Here is an 18024-nt window from a genome sequence, read left to right on the forward strand (position 1 = left end):
GTCCAGCCCTCGACTCGCTACTTGTTCAGCATCCCCTGCATCGTGTCGATCTCCGCTTGCTGAGAAGACACAATGTTGCGCGCCATTTCGACCGCCGCCGGGAACTGGCCGATCTCAATCTCTTCTTGCGCCATCATGATTGCGCCCTTGTGATGGGCAATCATCTGCGTCAAGAAGAGTCGGCTCGCCTCCGCACCCTGCGCGTTCTGCAGCGCAGCCATGTCGACTTCCGACATCATGCCGTGGTCGCCGCTACCCATACCCGGCATATCGCCCATGTCGCCGCTAGGCATCTGGTGGCCGGGCATATCGTGGCCAGGCATTGCGGCGCCGGTCGGCGCAGGTGCAGGCGAGGACGACGCTCCCCACTCCTGAAGCCAGCCCTGCATCTGCTCGATCTCAGGGCCTTGAGCGTTCTTGATTTCGTTTGCCAGTGAGATGACCTCGGGATCGATGCTCTGCTTGCCGAGAAGCATGTCAGTCATCTCGATCGCCTGCTGGTGATGAGGAATCATGCCCTGGGCGAAGGTCACATCAGCGTCGTTGTGGGTAGCGTCGCTGCTGGTAGCGCTCGGCGATGCCGATGCGGCTGCCGAGGTGCTGCTGGGCGAAGGCTGAGAGTCCGTTGTCGCATTCGAACAGGCGCCGATTACCAAGGCCGACGCCGCTAGAGCTGCAAACCCAATTCCGAATCGCTTGTGCTGCATCGCACATCCCTTCTCAAACATGTGGTGACACCAGACGTCCACAGGGCGAGCGCTCTCGCCGCCTCGGTCCAGCCTCAAGAACCCGAATATGGGTCGGCTCGTATTCTGATGAAGATTTGATGAAGACGCTCCCCGGTTGGCTTTCAAGGCCTGGGTCTTCAGGCGGTTAGGTTTCGTGTTGGCGCTCAGCGGCTTCGCCGGGACGTTGTATGCACAGAACGACATGGGCGATTCGTGGCGGGTGGGCGTCAATGCGCAGGAGTCCACGACGCACACACGCAGCGGTGCATTCGCGTTCGTGCGCAATCCCGAACGTCCTGGCGCTGGCTGCACACATTCCTCTGATCGTGGCGATCCGAATTGCGAGTAGGCGTGTTGGAGCCCTACGAGGTACTCCCGCACTGAGGACGCCTACCGGTCCCACGGTCCAGCCGTCGGCCGGTTTGTTCCCGTACTGGGACACTTTGTTAGGGGCCGCGAGGGATGGGTCCCGCTAAGCGGGCGAAAGCAGAATCTGCGCCAGCCGGGTGGTCGTTTCCACACCATCGTCGTAGCCGCCTTCCCCGTTGAGCGAGTTCATGATCGCCAATGTATAGCGCTGCTGAGGGCCGGCGAAACCGACGCTGTTGACGACCCAGCCGCCCTGTTCTTGCGACCACCCGTTCTTGTTTCCGGGAGTCATGGCCGGGCCCGCTCCCCACACGCCCCATTGCTGGTTGGCGTCGAGGTGCTGCATCTCCGACACGATGGCCGCGGTCTGGGCCGCAGGCAAACTGGTGAGCGTGTAGTTCATCAGCCGGTCGAGGTCGTCGCTCGTGGCCTTCTGAAAACCCCAGTACGGGTACGTGCCGCTGAATCCCTGCTGGGGTTGCAGGCTGGTGAGTCCGTACGCGGCGAAATTGCGGTTGAATGCCATGTTGTCGGGTCCGCTGTAGCGTTCCCAAAGCGTATCTGCAGCATCGCTGTCCGATGAGTGCATCATGTCGACCATGAGTTGGCGATCAGCCGGGGTCAAGGTGATCTTGCCGGCATGTGCCCGAGTCAGCAGGTCGACCACCATCGCCAGCTTTATGGTGGATGCGGTCCACATCATCGTGGTAGCCGCGTTGTTTCGGTGAGCCTGTCCGGTCGTCCGGTCGCGAAGCACATACCCGACCGTGCCCGGACGAGTGGCGAGGTAGGCGTCTGCCTGCGCGATGCGCTGTCCGATCTCAGCGGCCGCCACAGGCGCAGGCACGAAGAGCAATACGGTCATAGCGACGAGGCCGGTGACGACGGTCTTCACGTGCGTAGCTTGTCAGCCCCAGTGGCAATCATGGCCGACGGCACGCCGTGTAAGCCTCGATTCCTACTACCCATCTCCGTACGTGCAGGCTGATGACGACTGGGGCGCTGTCGCGGGTAGACGTGTGACGCCGGCTCGTTGTCCCGTTCGGCGTACGCGGCGTGTCGCGCAGTAATCATCTGCTACAGAAGGGCGCCGTCGTGATGCGTCCGTCCTTCTGACAATGCGGTCCTTGTCGTCACGAGCCCGGGCTTGGCGCGGCCGCTCTCTGCTCAATCGCGGTCGAGCGGCGGCGCTGGAGGATCAGCACCGCAAGCGCCACCCCCACTGCCAGAAGCCCGCCGGCAGCGATTATTTGGCCTCCCAGCCGCTGGTCGCCGAGCAAGTCCGCATGCCAGCTCAGCTTCAAGGAGCGGTAGAAGACGGCGCCGAGAACCTCGCGCATGTTCATCACCACGACCCCGGCAATGACGAACTGCGAAAGCCCGAACAACAGGATCGCGATCCGGCGCCGCTTGGGCATCAACCGTGGCACCGGCTCGACACCGCTGACGGCGGCGAAGAACAGCGAACCGCTGACTAAGAAGTACCCGATCATCAGCATGTGCGAGGCGTGTTCGCTCACGGCGGCATCGAACACCACTTGGAGGCAAAGCCCGTAGACGCCCACCACGAGAAGTGCCAGCGCCGTCCACGGATGCGCGATGAAACGCACGAGTGACGAATTCAGCGCGCTGACAAGCCATTCGCGAGGTCCGGGCACCCCGCTGGGATCGACTGCCTGCAATGCCTTCAGCGCGAGGGTTACCGGTGCGCCCTGCACGAGCAACACCGGCACCACTATCGTGAGCATCAATTGAGCGACAGCGTGCATGCTGAACATTGCCGCCATGTACATGCCAAGCCCCGATGAAGTGGCGAACAGCAAAGCGAGGCAACCGATCAGCCACGATACGGTGCGCCGCATTGACCACGGGGCTCCGCGGTGAGCCAGCCGATACACCGCAGCAAGGTATATGCCGGCCATGACTAACGCAGCCGTGCCGAAGATCAGGTCGAATCGCCATTCGAGGAACACCCACGCGATCGTCGGCGGCTCGGCGAGAGCGAAGCCGAGCGCAGCCTCGGCCGGAAGTGGTTCGCGCGTCGCGGGCGGCGGTGGCGTGCGACCTAACCCGACCGCCACTCCAATTGCGACGCCAAACAGGGCGGCTTCTGTGAGTGCGAGCCGCAGCAGGGGTCTGCGCGACGTCGGATCATGCTGCAGCGCAACGATCGACGTCCGTCGCTGTCGCCAGCCGATCGCACCGAGGCCGACCAGCGCCGTCACCTTCCCCACGAGGAGGAGTCCGTAGCTGCTGTCCAGCATGGTCGACACGTCGATCCGGACCGCCGCGTTGATGATTCCGCTCACGGCCATCGCCGCGAAGCACCACAGCGCCAGACCCGAGAACCGCCGGGCGGCGATGTCGGTGTGGCTGCCGTCTCGCAGCGTGTGCACGAGCAGCGCCAGCAATCCGCCCGCCCACAATGTCCCGGCAACCAGGTGAATGATCAGACTGTTAGTCGCGATGTCGTGTGAGCCGCCCGATGAGGAGTGCCCCGTGACGGCCAGCGGCATCAACGTCATCAGGCCGCCCGCCAGCATTGCGGGAGTCCACGACCAGCGCAACACCGTCAGGCTCGCTACGGCGACGAACGCCGCCAGAATCGAGGTGGTGCGCCATGCCGCGCTGGTTTCGACGAGGTCGGCCGCCGACCATATGTCCAGCGGTGTGAGTTTGGTCAGCGGCACCCCCGACACGTCGGAGACCGTCAACGCCACCAACAGCGCAGCGCACACAGCCCAAACCGCACAAGCGGCACCGCCGACCCGAAGCGCCCGATAACCGCCGACGTCGAGCACTCCACCGGGCTGCGGCGGCACGAGGAACGCCGCGAACAGGAAGTGTCCGATCGCCACCACCGCAGCAATCTCTCCGGCGGCACGCACGAAGGACAGGCCGTAGGTAGTGAAGGGCCCCGGATCGCTGAGACCGGTCACCGCAAGTACCTCAGGCAGTGCCAACGCGCCGATCACGGCAGCTGTAACGCCCGAAATCATTGCGACACCGAGCAATACAGCCCGCACCATCCAGCGTCGGGGAGCGACAGAGGTGGCCATCACCTCCCCCATTCCGATCGCGCGGTGTCTTCGCCGTCACGACTCCGGCGCGTCACAGGTAACACGCCTGTCCCCGGACAGCGCGGCGGTGCGGCGCGCCCGAAAGCGACTGCGTCATATCGGCAGTGTGGTGTTGCTGACGAACGCATCGCGTATCCACGACACCACCTCGTTCCACAGCCCGGTCAGCAGCGCTATGCCGACCGCGACGAGGAGCACGCCGCCGAAGACCTTAATACGCCGGGTGTTTCGTCGCAGCCAGCCCAGCGCCCTCATTGCCCGTCCGGATGCCACCGCGAATAGCACGAACGGAGCGCCCAGGCCCACACAGTAGGCGACGACGAGCGCGATTCCGCGCGCGACGTTGGGCCCCTCGGTGGCAGATGCGACGGCGATGACGCCCGTGAGCGTCGGTCCCAAACAGGGGGTCCAGCCCAGCCCGAACACCGCCCCGAGGAGCGGTGCACCCCATAGTGTGGACAACGTCGTGGGCGTAAACCGTGCGTCGCGTTGCAGCGCGGGGAAGAAACCCATGAACACCAGACCCATCACGATCGTGACGACTCCGCCGATGCGCTGCAACATCACCCCATTAGAGATGATCGTCGTGGTCAGACCGAGAATCGCGACCGTTCCCATCAGGAACACCGCCGTGAACCCGACAACGAACAACCCCGCGGCCCCCGCCACCCGCAGACGTGCCCTGGACAGCGGCTGGGCACGCGCTTGATCATCCACGCCGACCACCGCGGCCAGGTAAGAGAGATAGCCGGGTACGAGAGGGACGACGCAGGGCGAGGCGAACGACACCAACCCGGCCAAAGCCGACACGAATACCGCGAGGAGAACATTTCCAGACGTAGCGATCGCGGTGACACCATCCACGAAGTCCGACACCCTTTCGTACCCACCGGTCCGACATCGCTCGACAACGATCAAGGTCCGCGGCCATAGTGCCGCGTCCGTTTCCCATCATCTACTATGGAGCTACGTAGCAACAAATTGCTTGAGGGAGGAGGTCCGCATGCGGTACCCGACCCCCAAGCTGGTCGTGGCAACGATGTTGGCCGCACTAACAGTCGTGACTGTGCTGGCCGGCCCGTCGGCGACCGCGGAGCCCCAGACACCTTTGCCCACACCCGCCGATCCCCTCACGGACCCCGGATCGACAGCGCCGAGTCCCTTCCTCCCGCCGCTAACCGGAACGCCCCCCGGCTTATCGCCGACAGCTGCTGAGGATCCGCCAGCCGGCCAGAACTCGGCGCCCTACCTCGGCCCACCGGTATTCGCTCCCCCCACGTTCAACCCGACGAACGGCTCGATGGTCGGCGTCGCCAAACCCATCATCATCAACTTTCAAAGGCCTATCGCCAACCGCACGCTGGCAGAACAGGCCGTCCACATCTCCTCCACCCCCGCGGTCCCCGGGAAGTTCTATTGGATGAGCACGACCCAGCTCAGATGGCGACCCATCGACTTCTGGCCCGCCAACACCACGGTCAGCATTGATGCCAGCGGCACGAAATCGAGTTTCCGCACCGGCGACTCGTTGGTGGCGACCATCGACAACGCCACCCTCCAAATGGAGGTCATGCGCAACGGCGTACTCGAGAAGACCATGCCGGTGTCCCTGGGTAAGCCGGGATACGAAACGCCCAACGGCACCTACTACGTGCTCGAGAAGTTCGCCGACATGGTGATGGACTCGTCCACCTATGGTGTGCCGGTTGACTCCGCTGAAGGTTACAAGCTCGAGGTGAAAGACGCCGTGCGCATCAACAATGCCGGCATTTTCGTTCACGGCGCGCCTTGGTCAGTCGCCGATCAGGGTAAGCGAAACGTCAGCCACGGGTGCCCCAATTTGAGCCCCGCGAACGCGCAGTGGTTCTACGACAACTTCGGCAGCGGGGACCCCGTCGTCGTCAAGAATTCCCTCGGCATATACGACGAAAACGACGGAGCCCAGGACTGGCAGATCTGACGCTTGGGCGGGCGAATGCAACCAAACGCATACACGGATCATCCGTGACGAATCGCGGATAGTGCTTGTTCCTGCTCGCTGCACTGACCGCCCGGGGGTCAGGGGTGGCGCCGATGGTGCTGCTTCACGTTTGGAAGCTGTCACGCGCATCGCTCGCCCAGTTGTAGCCGTTTGCCGCAGCACATGTCTTGCCCCTCCTTGTCTGGACCCGGCCCCGAGAACTGTTCGATATACCTGCAGGGGTATTGCGGATTGGGGCCGAGGCAACAGCCTCAGGGGAAAGTGATCGCCGGGCGACGCCGTTCTACAGAGTGGTCACATCACGGTCTCGCACTCTTTGCGGGAATGTTGAGGCACATTGGCCCTACTGTCGGGGCGCCCTACCAGTACATCGTGGGTGATGAGTTTCGGCGGCGAATGACGCTGCTGGGCGGACAACAGGAATCGCGATGACTCAAGTGCCGCGGGCTCACGGTCGGCGGATAGCGCGGTGCCGGTCGACTCAGCACCTCAAGAGTTGGATGCAGCGAAGGAGATTGGAAGCATGACCGATACACCTGAACCAACGAGCGAACGAATCGCTGTGGCCGGACAGCGCCAAGGGGTGAACCACGCCTTGGCGTGGAGTGGCATTGCCGCCGCTGCGGTATTCATCGTTGCGGTGGTGTTCTCTTCCGGGTTCTTAATCGGCAGGGCGACCGACGGTTTCGGCGGCAATCAGGGACATTGTCAAGGAACGCCCGGCATGATGGGGCCCGGCATGATGGGGCCGCAGGGCCCGTGGCCACACGGAAACGTGGGGCCTTCAGGTCCCTGGGGTCCTGGCCAGTCGCAGCCGCCGACAATCACACCGACCACACCTCGGCCGTAGCGTGCAATAGCTGATTACGCTGCAGGAGAATCGATTCCAGACTTTTGTCGGGCGGGCCATCGTCGGCAAGAAGCGGCCGATGCCCGAAGAAGCTCCGCACCAAGCGTCCGCCGACAACGCGATTCCCACAACACATGGTCAGCACGAGGAGGAACTTCAGGTATGGACGGAATGGGTAGACGAGCGGCGCTGAGAATGCTCGTCACCGGTGCGGCCCTCTTCGGCCTGGGGTGTGTCTTGCGCAACATCATCGACATACCGGTGAGCCGTGCCCAACCCGGGATGGGTGGCTCGACGGGAATGGACATGCGCGCCTACATGAACATGTTCATGCGGCATACCGAGCTTCGACGCAGCGTCGAAGAGATTCCCGGAGGTGTGCGCACCACCACCGAAACTGACTCCGCCGACCTCGTCGCCGAACTGCAGGCCCACGTCTCATCGATGTATACCCACCTCGATCAAGGCAGTGAAGTCACCTGCATGAGCTCAAGCCTGCCCACGCTGTTCCGCCGCGCTGCTGATTATCAACGTCAGATAACGCTCACACCCGGCGGCGTGGTCGTCGTCGAAACCTCCAGCGATCCCGAACTGGCCAACGCCATTCGCGAACACGCCCACGAAGTCACCGGATTCGTCATCGAAGGAATGCCGGCGATGATGAGTGGAATGATGGGCGGCGGGATGATGGGACCCGGCACGGGTCACGGAATGATGGGACCAACCGGCTGAACCAAAGCAAGCAAACCCATTTTACGAGGAAGTAGAACGAGTAGACATCGGTGCAGCCTCCCGCCCGCCCGGAGAGGCTTCTAGCGTGCCGAAGTGGGTCGCGACCTCACCGAAAAACGACTGAGTGGACTGCGAATCCCCGTCACCAGACGACGTGCTCAAATCGCCAACGCGGTCAGCGAATTGGCGTAGACAGGCCGTGGAACAGAAGTAGAAGCGGTAGGTCTCCTCCTCGTGCGTGATCGTCAGCGGTTGGGCATCTGCCGTGACGTGCATCCGACATATCGGATCGACGTGCTCTTGGTGACGGGTTCCGACGTCGAGGGCGAACGCTTCCACCAGGGCGCCGACGTTTCGCAGTCGAAGCGGGCCCAACGACGTCATCGCGACAAGGTCCGTTCCTCGAAGCGCGGACGCGGACGAGGCGTCACCGACGATCTGACCTGGCCGGGCGACAGCGGCCAGTCTAGCTGCGGTATTGACCGTCGCCCCGAAGACGTTTCCGCGGTGCTTCACCACTGCCCCAGTGCAGATGCCCGCGCGCAGCAACGGAAATCCGTCGATGCGACGGGTCTCGACGTGAAGTCGCCGAAGAAAGGCCAGCGCCGCAGTGGGGTCCGAACTGGTGATCATCACAGCGTCGCCGAGGGTCTTGATCATGTCGTCGCCGGGTCCGAGGTTGCTAGCGGCTATGGTGGTGAACCGATTTGCCAGTTCGGCGGCACGGTGATCGCCGTGGGCTTCGGTGAAGGCCGCGAACCCAGCGATGTCCACGAAGACGACCACTCTGTCTACGTCCGCATGATCGAATCTGCCTGCAGGATTGGATGTTTCGAACATCATTGGGTCTCCACTGCACGCTCGACGCGTGGCGCTTCTGGGGTTACCGACTGCATCGGCAATCCGAGGAGGCGCAACGCATTGGCGACGACGATGAGTGTGGAGCCTTCGTGGATGAGCACGGCGGGACCGATGCCCAAGCCGAAGATCGTGGCTGGGATGAGCACCGCGACGATTCCGAGGCTCGCCCACAGGTTTTGCTTGATCACGCGCGACGAGCGCCGGCTCAAGCTCACCGCGAACGGCAACGCGCGCAGGTCGTCGGCCATCAGCGCAACGTCAGCGGTCTCCAACGCCACGTCGGAGCCTGCCGCCCCCATCGCGATACCGACGCTCGCACCGGCCATTGCGGGTGCGTCGTTTACGCCGTCGCCGACCATCCCGACGCGGCCGTGGCGTTCCCGGAGTGCGGCTATCTGGGCGACCTTGTCTTCAGGCATCAGATCGCCGCGCGCGGAGGCGACACCGACTTCGGCGGCGACGGCGTCGGCCACCCGCTGATTATCCCCCGACAACATCACGGTGTTCGTCAAGCCGAGCTCGGCGAGACGTGCGATCACCGCCGACGCCTCCGGTCGGGGAAGATCCATCAATCCGATCGCGCCCAACCAGCGGTCTCCTGCGCGGACGAGCATCGTTGTGCGGCCGGCTTCTTCGAGACGATCCACCTCGGCCGCCAGCTCCGCCGGCGGGGGCTGGGCAACATCGGTGAACAATTCGGTCTTGCCGATGCAGACCTCGACACCTTCGACGGATGCGACGATGCCGCGGCCGATCACCGCACGGACGTCGGACGCACGGGGCGTCGCCACTCCGGCCAACCGCTGGCGGCCGTCACGGACGATGGCGCGGGCGAGCGGATGGTCGCTCTGCTCCTCGACGGCCACGGCGATTCTCAGCAGTTCGGCGTCATCGCTGTCTGCGGTGGCAAAAACATCGGCGATCCTGGGCCGCCCTTCGGTGAGCGTGCCGGTCTTGTCGAAGGCCAGCACCTGGACCCGACCGAGTTCCTCCAAGGCTCCGCCGCCTTTCACGAGGATGCCGGCACGCGCTGCCCGAGCCACCGCCGACAACACCGCACTCGGTGTGGCGATCGCCAGCGCACACGGGCTCGCCGCCACCAGAACGGCGAGAGCCCTGTACACCGTGTCGCTGAACGGCTCGTCAACGACGAACCCGGCGAAGAGCAGCACGAATACCCCGATCAGGATCACCGGGACGAAGATGCGCTGGAACCGGTCGGTGAAGCGCTGTGCGGAGGTGGTTTTGGTTTGCGCCTCGGCCACCAGACGCACTACCCGGGCCAGGGTGGAGTCCCCGGCCAGCCGGGTCACCTGAACCTCGATGGCGCCGGCGCCGTTGATGGTGCCGGCGAACACGCGTGATGCGGCGTCGATGAGCTCAGGTGAGGCGGCGGCGACCGCTACATCCGGAACCGGATTCTTGTCAACGGGTACGCTCTCCCCGGTCACCGGGGCTTGATCGATGCTGCTACTTCCTGCCACCACGAAGCCGTCTGCGGCCAGGCGCATGTTTGGGCGCACCACGACGATGTCCCCGATGCGCAGGTCCGCGACAGACACCTCGACGGTGTCGCCGGTGCCGCCGCGTCGGACCAGTGCCGTCTTCGGGGCGAGTTCGGCGAGCGCTTCGATCGCCCGTCGAGCGCGGCCCATCGCATAGCCTTCGAGCGCGTGCCCGACGCTGAACAGGAACAGCAGGAGTGCGCCTTCGGCGACTTCGCCGAGCGCCGCCGCACCCGCAGCGGAGACCAGCATGAGGAAGTCGATCTCGAACCGGCCCTGCCGCACACTGGCGAAGGCTTCCTGCACGGTGAAGAACGCGCCGAAGAAGAACGCCAGGCCGTAGACCACCACCTCAGCCGCGCGCGGTGTATCGGCGAAGGCAGCGAGTAGCCAGCCCGTGAGCAGCAGCGCGCCCGCCAGTCCAGCGAAGACCAATTCGGTGCGTTCGCCGAAGATCCCGCCGTGACCGTGTTGATGGTCGGCATCGTCTCCGTCGTGCGCGACGGCGGCTTCGTCGTCGACTGCTCTCCTTTGCGGCGCCACCTGCGCGGCTATGACATCCACGAGTTCCTGGGCGGTTACCGTCATCCGCTCGAACTCCAGCTCGATCGAATCGGGCGTCGCTGCTGCTGAGACCACGCCAGGCATTGCCGACAGCGTGTCGACGAGTGCTGCAGGTATGGCCTCATCGTCTTGGGTGTCTGTGGTCAACCACCGCAGATGCCCGTACTTCGACGCGATGGTGTCAGCCGCCTGCAGAGCTCGACGCTGCACTTCTGTTGGGGACATAGCCGCGGCGTCGTAGTGCACGCACAGGCGGGGTTTGGTCGTGTCGCCATCGATGACGTGGGCCTGCTCGACGATCCCGTCATCCACCAGGCCGCGCGTGAGGCGGTCAGCGCAGCGCTCGTCGCTACCGGGAAGCAGGTCTGTCAGGTCTAGCGCCAGGGTCCTACTCGTGGGCGTTCCGTCGGCACCGTGTCCCCTCGCCGTCCCGCCGTTGCGATCTGCCATGCATGCAATAATACGCATGTTTGCATATGATGCGTCAACCCCGGCTGCGAAGTCCCACCGCATCGATGGGCTCAATCACGCTGGGGTCGACGAGACGGATGCGTCGAACAGACCGGCGGGCGACGCTCCAAGTCCTGCCGAGGAATTGCCGAGAACTCATGTCGGAGAACGCGAAACCGAAGTGGGTGAAGGCGAACCCGGCGAACGGGCCAGAAAGGAATTTGTTCATGGTTCCCTCCCCAGTTTCCGGGTTCTCTAAGCCAAGAGTCGCACCCTGCGCGGGTCCGGATTAGGGTCAAAGGTAATCCCCGAATATTGGTAAGCGGGTGGGCGGCAACGCGAGTTTGGATTCGGATGCCTGGTCGAGTTGGTGGACCTTAAGAAGACATGAAGCTTCGGAGCTAGCCAGAAACGGTCTGCGGAACCTCGGTACCATTCTCCCGCACAATGATTGGGTCACCCAGGTTGACTGTATTCAAGTACCATTCGGCATCTTGGGTGCTGAGCCCGATACAACCATGGCTTGTATTCTCGTAGCCCATTTGATCAACAGCCCATGGAGCTGAATGCACGAATAAGCCACGCCACGTGAAACGGACTGCGTATTCCACGTCCAGCAGGTAGCCGTCGGGGTCATCGATGGGGATGCCGACACTACTCGAATCCATAACGATGTCACGTTCTTTCGCCAATACTGAATAGACACCAACCGGGGTCGGGTAATCAGGGCGTCCCATTGAAGCTGGGAACACGCCCGGTTGTCCCCAATTGGCTCGGTGATGCGGCGCTGGTAGCTCGGAGGGCGGTACGCCGTCGATGGTCACGGTGAAAGTGCGGTCCGAGACGTTGGCGACGCCGACGACGGCGGCACCAGTCTGGAAGTTTCTGGTTGGCAAGTTGCCCACCGAAAGGGAGATCGTGCTGTGTGCAGGCCAGAACTGGTCAGGTACCCACTGCGCGACATCGTTTTGAATCCACTCGAACTTGCCCGTCATCGCCGGCACCGACTTGATGTCAACGGCGCGTTCGGCCGCGCGCCGATCGGCGACAGGGCGGTTGAACGTGATCACCACAGGATGGGCTACGCCCACGACCGCGCCCTCCGCAGGTAGCAGCGACGCGACATCGGGTCGGTTGGACGAACTCGCGGCCCTACTGATGTCCACGGGGCCCGCAACCACGCTCGCAGCCAACATGGCCGCGGTGAGAACGCTACGAATAGTCAGGCGCATGGGTTTTCGAAACACCGGGCAACAAAGTCCCAGAACCACTGGACCGCTACGAAGGGCTCCCACCACACTCTGCGGTATCGCATCGTTCATCGTCGCTAATGGTAGGGCTGCGAGGTCATTTCGCGAAAGCACCTGCGCGCCTTCGATTCGGTTAAGGGTTCGTCACGCTGCGGCCACGGTCCACAGGTCCGAGCGCCCCTTGCTCCATGGGTGAGACGTAGCACTGCCGTCAGTGCACCCTTGAGTGGGCAGTTTTGCACGAACGTCCGTGACTCTCACGGAAGCCCGGGACATTTGGAGGGGTCGCAAAAAAATCCGCAACGGGTGGACGCTGCCGCAACTACTCTTGGAACTCCGCGTGTATACCCAACGACGGTCGCAGCTGCGTCAGGATCCGAGCGTCCTGCGCATGACCTCGCACCAGCCAGAAATAGTGCCCGCGTTCTGTTTTCGGCATCATGGCGCGCCGTTTAGGTGCGCACTTGAGCGTCGTCGCGGCGCGTGACATCTCCGTCATCAGGTCCGTGCGCCCGGCCGACGTGGGCCTCGCGGCGCATCCGTTCGACCATGTGCGGATAGTGCAGCTCGAAGGCGGGACGCTCGGAGCGGATCCGGGGCAGCTCGGTGAAGTTGTGCCGGGGCGGCGGGCAGCTGGTGGCCCACTCCAGGGAGTTTCCGTAGCCCCACGGATCGTCGACCGTGACGACCTCGCCGTAGCGCCAGCTCTTGAAGATGTTCCACAGGAACGGCAGCGTCGACGCACCGAGGATGAACGCGCCGATCGTCGAGACGATGTTCAGCGTGGTGAAGCCGTCGCTGGGGAGGTAGTCGGCGTAGCGGCGCGGCATGCCCTCATTGCCGAGCCAGTGCTGCACCAGGAACGTGGTGTGGAACCCGATGAACGTCAGCCAGAAGTGCAGCTTGCCCAGCCGTTCGTCGAGCAGCCTGCCGGTCATCTTCGGGAACCAGAAGTAGATGCCGGCGTAGGTGGCGAACACGATGGTGCCGAACAGCACGTAGTGGAAGTGCGCGATGACGAAGTAGCTGTCGGTGACCTGGAAGTCGATCGGCGGGCTGGCCAGCAGCACGCCCGACAGACCGCCGAGAAGGAAGGTCACGATGAAGCCGATGGAGAACAGCATCGGTGTCTCGAACGTCAACTGGCCTTTCCACATCGTGCCTATCCAGTTGAAGAACTTGATCCCGGTGGGCACCGCTATCAGGAACGTCATGAACGAGAAGAACGGCAGCAGCACCGCACCCGTGGCGTACATGTGGTGCGCCCACACCGCCACCGACAGCGCCGCGATACCCAGCGTGGCGTAGATCAGCGTGGTGTAGCCGAAGATCGGTTTGCGGCTGAACACCGGGAAGATCTCGCTGACGATGCCGAAGAACGGCAGCGCGATGATGTAGACCTCGGGGTGGCCGAAGAACCAGAACAAGTGCTGCCACAGCAGTGTCCCGCCGTTGGCCGGGTCGTAGATGTTGGCCCCCAGGTGGCGGTCGGCGGCCAAGGCGAACAGCGCCGCGGTCAGCAGCGGGAAGGCCAGCAGCACCAGGATCGACGTCACCAGGATGTTCCAGGTGAAGATCGGCATCCGGAACATCGTCATGCCGGGTGCACGCATGCACACCACGGTGGTGATCATGTTCACCGCGCCCAAGATCGTGCCCAGGCCGCCCACAATCAGGCCGACGATCCAGAGGTCGGCGCCGGCACCGGGTGAATAAATGGCACTGGACAAGGGCGTGTACGCGGTCCAGCCGAAGTCCGCGGCGCCGCCCGGGGTGATGAAGCCCGCGGTGGCGATCAGTGCGCCGAAGAGGAACAGCCAGAACGAGAACGCGTTCAACCGCGGGAACGCCACGTCGGGCGCGCCGATCTGCAGGGGCAGCACCAGGTTGGCGAAGCCGAACACGATCGGGGTCGCATAGAACAGCAGCATCACCGTGCCGTGCATGGTGAACAGCTGGTTGTACTGCTCGTTGGACAGGAACTGCAGGCCCGGAACCGTCAACTCGGTGCGGATGAACAGCGCCATCAGGCCGCCGATGAGGAAGAACGCAAAGCAGGCGACGCAGTACATCATGCCGATCAGCTTGTGATCGGTGGTGGTGATCAGGTTGTAGATCAGGTTGCCCTTCGGGCCCATCCGGGCGGGGAAGGGACGGCGGGCCTCGAGTTCCCCGATCTGCGGCGCATCGGCGACCATGAAGCTCCTTCCGCGACGTGTGGTACAGCGTTCTCATTATCTACTGACTAGATACGTAGGTTACTCTACGGCGGTGTTTAGGACTACTCGCGTGGCTGCGAAATTCCGGGCCCGGAAGTGCGCCATATCGCCCGGTGACGGGTGCCCCGCCGGGGCGGGTGCAGAGCACTCGCACCCGCTCCGGCCCCGGCGCATCGGGCCGACCTTCGGCGCGGCGGCGTTGCAAGACCTAGCGACAGCGCGAGCTGTTTCGAGGCGGATCGTCGAACGACGCCTCCGTCCTTGGCAATCGTCCCAATTCCGCAGCTACTACGTAGGTACCGAGTCGGGGAGACCGTTCGCGACCTTGCGCATATCGTGACCGAATCGATTGGACCTCAACGCTTTTAGCGACGCGCGCCGTCGCGTGGCGACATTCGTCGGAAGTCGATGACTTGCCCGATCGCGGGTGTTGGGTTAGCGTCTCGCCAACCAGATAACGAATTGGTAACGGCAAAGGATCGTCTCGAAGTGGTGCATCACCGGATCGCGCGACCAGATGCGTCGGTCGACCGTGCCACCGACGTCACCGAGATCATCGCCTTCGATGAGTTCGGCGCGATGGTGGACATGGCCGGTTCTCACAGCGATCCGTTCGCGATCGACTACGAGGTGTTGAGCGCACCTGAACTCGACGACCTCAACGATATTGCCGACGAGTCGCCTCGGCTGCTGCTCTTACCGAGAGATGCATCGAACGCGGCGACGCCGACGGTGCCGATCCCCATCGACGGGGCAAGCCTCAGGGAAGGCCAGCGGTCGTCTAGCCGGGCGCTGATGGGCGCTTCCGTCCGTTCTTCTCGCGGGGCGCATCGAAGGACCCCTGAGGCGACCGGCGCGGCGCACAGCAGGCTGGTTATCACGGCTGTCGCAGTCGGCGCGGTCGCCGCCGCGGCGAACACCGCGGTCAACGCAACCGATGCGCAGCAGCCGGTTCTGGTCGCCGACACTGCCACGTCACTGGCTGCCCGCCCCGAAGCCTCGGGTATGCAGATCATCCCTGTGGCGAACAGCTTTGATGCCGGGATCCATCGACAGGAATCGGCCAGAGGCGCGGCTTTCGCTGAGGAGCGGGCGCAGCGGGAGGCGCGACTTCTGCGCCCACAGTTCACTTTTCCCGCCCGAGGCATGCTGACATCGGGCTTCGGAGCCCGGTGGGGCACCCTGCACGCCGGACTCGATGTCGCCAACGCCGTCGGTACTCCGATCTACGCGGCATCCGATGGAGAGGTGATTGCGTCCGGTCCGACACCGGGGTTCGGCATGTGGGTCAAGATCCGCGCCGCGGACGGCACGGTCACGCTCTACGGTCACATCGACACCACACTGGTGCAAACCGGCCAGCCGGTGATGGCCGGCGACCAGATCGCCACCATGGGCAACCGAGGCAACTCGACCGGACCGCACCTGCACTTCGAGGTGCACCGCAACGGATCGGACAAGACCGACCCGATGGCGTGGTTAGGGGAACGGGGAGTGTCGAACCGTTACTAGCGGCAGCCCGGCCTCGGGGGCCGTCAGCATCGCGCATGCATATCCGCAGCGAAGGCTAGTAGCTCAGCTACTGACTTTCTCAGTAAGATCATGCCGAGCCGGCTGGCCGGCGCTCGATCAGCGGCACCATGCGCTCGCTTCAGCGCCCGGCACGCCGACGAACGCCGTAAGCTACCTACTGACCAATTCAGGAGGTTCGATCATGGCTCGGGTGCGTGGCTTCGGAGAACTCGAGGCATCGATCATGGATCGCCTCTGGAATCGTGATCCCGACAGCGACACCACGGTCAGGGAGATCTTTGACGAGTTGAGCACCGAACGGCATATCGCGTACACCACGGTCATGTCGACGATGGACAACCTGCACGGAAAGGGTTGGCTGTCGCGTGAACGCGACGGCAAGGCATATCGATACCGGCCCACCCTGACTCGCGAGGAGCACAGTGCACGACTCATGCTGGAGGCGCTGAGCGGCGGTGGTCGATCCGAGGCGGTCCTGAGTCATTTCGTGGCGCAGATCGACCCGGACGAATCCGCTGACTTGCGCGCTGCGCTGCGGCGGCTGGCCCGCAAGTCAGGCCGCCGATGACCGTCGCGGCGGCTTTGCTGCTATACGTCGCAGCGGTACTGACGATCGGACCGAAGCTTCTGGTTCACATCACCGCCGACGGCGAGGCTCCGCGCCTGGCGATAGCCGCGTGGACCACCGCTGTCGTAACGGTGCTCGGCTGCTCAGTTGCCGCCGTCGCGCTGGTCCTCATCGAGGCCGCTGGACACTGGGACAGCCCCGACGCGCTGATCGTCTCTTGCCTGGAACGTCTCCGCGCCATTCTCCTCGGCCACGCCGGGTTGCCGGCACGAATCGTGGCGACCGTCGCGGTGGCTTTCGCCGTCGGAAGTTTGATCGCCATAGTCATACGAATAGGTCGCGCTCTGGGCCGCATGCGCATCCACACTTTCGCCCATGCCGACGCCGTGCGCCTGGTGGGCAGGTCCTACGGCAGCGACGTCGTGGTCATCGAGGCATCGGAGCCTGCGGCGTACTGTGTGGCGGGACGTCCGCCGGCGATAGTGGTGACCACCGCAGCTCTGGCCGCACTCGATGAGAATCAACTTGCGGCTGTCGTCGCCCACGAACGTGCTCACCTCGACGGCCGTCACGCCTACGCCATCGCCGCGGCGCGCTGCCTGACTGCTGCGCTGCCCACCTGCAGGTTGTTCGCGGGCGCAGCCACGCACATCAATTCTCTGTTGGAAATGTGCGCCGACGATGCGGCCGCTCGTCGCCACGGCCGTCAGCCCCTGCTCGCGGGCCTGTTGACCCTGTCAGGCGCCACCACCCCGGCTCACGGTCTGGCCGCTGCCGGTATCGCCGTGCTCACCCGTGCCGAACGGTTATCGAAGCCACCACGACGGTTCGCCCGCATCCAGACCCAAGTCGCGCTGAGCGGAGCCGTAGCGGCGATGGCCGCCACACCGTTCGCGATCGTCACTCTGTCGCTGACGGGCGTACTGATCTGCTTCGCGTAAGCGGGTCCACGAGGTCACCGACCCCCGGACATTCGATGCGACCCAAATGTGTTGCGGCACAGCATGATTACGTCACTATGACTGCGGCAAGGTCGTGGTGCTTCGGCAGGCGGCTACGCGGGAGGGAAGATGGCCATGCACGCAACATGAGCCGCGACCGGTTCAGCCACCAGCAAGGCCAACACCGCCAAGCCCAGGGCTAACAGTAGCGACGTCACGATCCGTCGACGACCCAATCGACCTGCCGACTGCGTGTGGTGCTGCTGAGGCCACCGCGACCGCGCTCCGTGGCAGGACACGGCGAGCGAACTCTTCACACGACCAATCTACTATGTCACTACGTATGTGACCATCGCTTCGCCTCTACCCGGGGTAGGGATAGGCGTTGGCTAA

Annotated in this window: 14 protein-coding genes; 6 read left to right on the forward strand and 8 right to left on the reverse strand. The window is 63.9% G+C overall.

What is annotated here, in order from left to right; all coding sequences use genetic code 11:
• Nucleotides 1-17: 17 nt before the first annotated feature.
• The 4 genes from ABDC78_RS18715 to ABDC78_RS18730 form a co-directional block, all read right to left on the reverse strand.
• A complete protein-coding gene (locus tag ABDC78_RS18715; protein WP_178357496.1) occupies nt 18-707 on the reverse strand; it encodes a DUF305 domain-containing protein in 690 nt (229 codons plus the stop codon).
• 493 nt (nt 708-1200) lie between these two features.
• Entirely contained in the window at nt 1201-1962 is a 762-nt protein-coding gene (locus ABDC78_RS18720) for a tat pathway signal sequence (RefSeq protein ID WP_178357497.1), read from the reverse strand.
• Between the two features lie 268 nt (nt 1963-2230).
• A complete protein-coding gene (locus ABDC78_RS18725) occupies nt 2231-4156 on the reverse strand; it encodes a cytochrome c oxidase assembly protein (RefSeq protein WP_178357441.1) in 1926 nt (641 codons plus the stop codon).
• Between the two features lie 114 nt (nt 4157-4270).
• Complete coding sequence (locus ABDC78_RS18730) at nt 4271-5041, reverse strand: cytochrome c biogenesis CcdA family protein (RefSeq protein ID WP_178357442.1); 771 nt, start codon at nt 5039-5041, stop codon at nt 4271-4273.
• 139 nt (nt 5042-5180) lie between these two features.
• On the opposite strand from ABDC78_RS18730, the gene ABDC78_RS18735 reads away from it, so the two are divergent.
• The 3 genes from ABDC78_RS18735 (at nt 5181) to ABDC78_RS18745 (ending at nt 7740) form a co-directional block, all read left to right on the forward strand.
• On the forward strand, nt 5181-6137 hold the full coding sequence (locus ABDC78_RS18735) for a L,D-transpeptidase (RefSeq protein ID WP_178357443.1): 957 nt from the start codon (nt 5181-5183) through the stop codon (nt 6135-6137).
• Nucleotides 6138-6654: 517 nt separating this feature from the next.
• Nucleotides 6655-7008, forward strand: coding sequence for a hypothetical protein (locus ABDC78_RS18740; protein WP_306172895.1), 354 nt, complete (start codon nt 6655-6657; stop codon nt 7006-7008).
• 162 nt (nt 7009-7170) lie between these two features.
• Entirely contained in the window at nt 7171-7740 is a 570-nt protein-coding gene (locus tag ABDC78_RS18745; RefSeq protein WP_178357444.1) for a hypothetical protein, read from the forward strand.
• A 21-nt stretch (nt 7741-7761) separates the two neighbouring features.
• Here ABDC78_RS18745 and ABDC78_RS18750 read toward each other — a convergent pair whose 3' ends face one another.
• From ABDC78_RS18750 to ctaD, 4 genes are all read right to left on the reverse strand, one after another.
• Nucleotides 7762-8514: an adenylate/guanylate cyclase domain-containing protein gene (locus ABDC78_RS18750; RefSeq protein ID WP_347133139.1), complete on the reverse strand. Its 753-nt coding sequence runs from the start codon at nt 8512-8514 to the stop codon at nt 7762-7764.
• Between the two features lie 65 nt (nt 8515-8579).
• Nucleotides 8580-11138: a heavy metal translocating P-type ATPase gene (locus ABDC78_RS18755; RefSeq protein WP_178357446.1), complete on the reverse strand. Its 2559-nt coding sequence runs from the start codon at nt 11136-11138 to the stop codon at nt 8580-8582.
• Nucleotides 11139-11521: 383 nt separating this feature from the next.
• Nucleotides 11522-12352 carry a L,D-transpeptidase gene (locus tag ABDC78_RS18760; protein WP_178357498.1) on the reverse strand — a complete coding sequence of 277 codons (831 nt, stop codon included), beginning with the start codon at nt 12350-12352 and terminating at the stop codon, nt 11522-11524.
• Between the two features lie 470 nt (nt 12353-12822).
• On the reverse strand, nt 12823-14568 hold the full coding sequence (gene ctaD / locus ABDC78_RS18765) for a cytochrome c oxidase subunit I (RefSeq protein ID WP_178357447.1): 1746 nt from the start codon (nt 14566-14568) through the stop codon (nt 12823-12825).
• A 510-nt stretch (nt 14569-15078) separates the two neighbouring features.
• Between ctaD and ABDC78_RS18770 the strand changes: the two genes are divergently transcribed.
• From ABDC78_RS18770 to ABDC78_RS18780, 3 genes are all read left to right on the forward strand, one after another.
• The gene (locus ABDC78_RS18770; RefSeq protein ID WP_178357448.1) at nt 15079-16101 is read left to right on the forward strand and encodes a M23 family metallopeptidase; all 1023 of its coding nucleotides are present in this window, start codon (nt 15079-15081) and stop codon (nt 16099-16101) included.
• A 202-nt stretch (nt 16102-16303) separates the two neighbouring features.
• Nucleotides 16304-16690, forward strand: a complete 387-nt coding sequence (locus ABDC78_RS18775; RefSeq protein WP_178357449.1) for a BlaI/MecI/CopY family transcriptional regulator — start codon at nt 16304-16306, stop codon at nt 16688-16690.
• Nucleotides 16687-17631 carry a M56 family metallopeptidase gene (locus ABDC78_RS18780; protein ID WP_178357450.1) on the forward strand — a complete coding sequence of 315 codons (945 nt, stop codon included), beginning with the start codon at nt 16687-16689 and terminating at the stop codon, nt 17629-17631. The genes ABDC78_RS18775 and ABDC78_RS18780 overlap by 4 nt, the downstream gene beginning before the upstream one ends.
• Nucleotides 17632-18024 lie beyond the last annotated feature (393 nt).

It is taken from the genome of Mycobacterium sp. DL, from assembly GCF_039729195.1.
Classification (GTDB): Bacteria; Actinomycetota; Actinomycetes; order Mycobacteriales; family Mycobacteriaceae; genus Mycobacterium; species Mycobacterium hippocampi_A.